The organism is Janibacter sp. CFPM2_SD2 (assembly GCF_057364645.1).
The window spans coordinates 1-1164 of the sequence record NZ_JBNFOF010000364.1 but is presented as its reverse complement, the minus strand read 5'-3'; the positions used below and the strand labels follow the sequence as shown (position 1 = coordinate 1164).

The following is a 1164-nucleotide window of genomic DNA, read 5'->3' as shown; positions in this document are numbered from 1 at the left end:
ACGAGCGCCCGCCGGAGGCCGGCGCGCCGACGCTCACCGACCGGGTGCAGGAGTGGAGGTCCCGCGACTCGGGGTGCGGGTGCGGGACCTGCGCTGGCGGGCGAAGGGGGCGGCCACGACGCCTCGCCGCGCGGGAGGGCGTCGTGGCCGGCGACATCGCAGACGTCCTCGCGAGGGACCGGGTCGTCGTCCTCGCGGAGTGGTCTCCCGGTGCCCGGGTGAGGCCGGACGCCCTGGCTGCGGCCACGGCCTGGGCCGAAGGGGGCTTCGGTGTCCTCGTCGTCGCGGCCCGCGACCGTGGGTGCGGCTGGCCGCACCCCACCTGCCGCGGGCGTCGCGCTCGTGCGGCGGCGCAACACCGCCTACGACTTCGGCTCGTGGGCGCACGCCCTGGCGACCTGGCCGGCGGTGGCGCGCAAGGACCTCGTCGTCCTGACCAACGACTCCCTCGTCGGCCCGCTCGGGCCGCTCGACGAGCTCGTCCGTCGCATCGACGCCGGTACGAGCGATGTCTGGGCGGCGACCGCCAACCACCACCCGGCGGAGCACCTGCAGAGCTATCTGCTCGCGGTCCGTGGTGGCGCGCTCGCCCGCGAGCCGCTCGCGGGGTTCTTCGTGCGGGTGCGCCCGCTGGAGTCCAAGCGTGCGGTCGTCGAGGCCTACGAGATCGGGCTCACCACCACCGTCGATGCCGCCGACCTGACCCGCGAGACCGGCTGGACCCATGACGAGCTCGGACTCCCGCTCGACGTCGACCTCTCCCTGCACGGCTGGCGATCGCTCCTGGCGGCGGGCTTCCCCTTCGTCAAGCGGATGCTGCTCACGGCGCCGCAGTACGCCGACCAGCGCTCGGAGGTCGCCGCCGTCGTGGCGTCGCTGCGCGATGAGGGCCGCTCGACGCCCTAGGCTCCCGCCGTGGACCAGCACAGCCAGATCAGCCTGCCCGGAGGCGGGACGACGACCCTGCACGCCGCCGGGACCGACGCGACGTCGGCCCCCTTCGTCCTCGTCATGCCGGCCATGGGGGTGCCGGCGGGCTACTACGGCCCCTTCGTCGACGAGCTCGCGCGGCACGGCGTGGCCGCCGGCGTCGCCGACTACACCGGGCAGGGCGATGCGACGCCGCACGTCGGCCGTGGACGCGACCTCGGCTACCGACGGACC

The 1164-nt window shown here is 75.4% G+C and carries 2 protein-coding genes; both read left to right on the top strand.

Translation table 11 applies throughout. From position 1 onward, the window contains the following. Positions 1-297 precede the first annotated feature (297 nt). Positions 298-906 (top strand): rhamnan synthesis F family protein, encoded by a 609-nt coding sequence (locus AC2W7J_RS18360; protein WP_485984219.1) that lies wholly within the window; start codon positions 298-300, stop codon positions 904-906. Positions 907-915: 9 nt separating this feature from the next. Beyond that, positions 916-1164: hypothetical protein (locus AC2W7J_RS18355; protein WP_485984217.1), on the top strand; the 249-nt coding region annotated here is incomplete at its 3' end.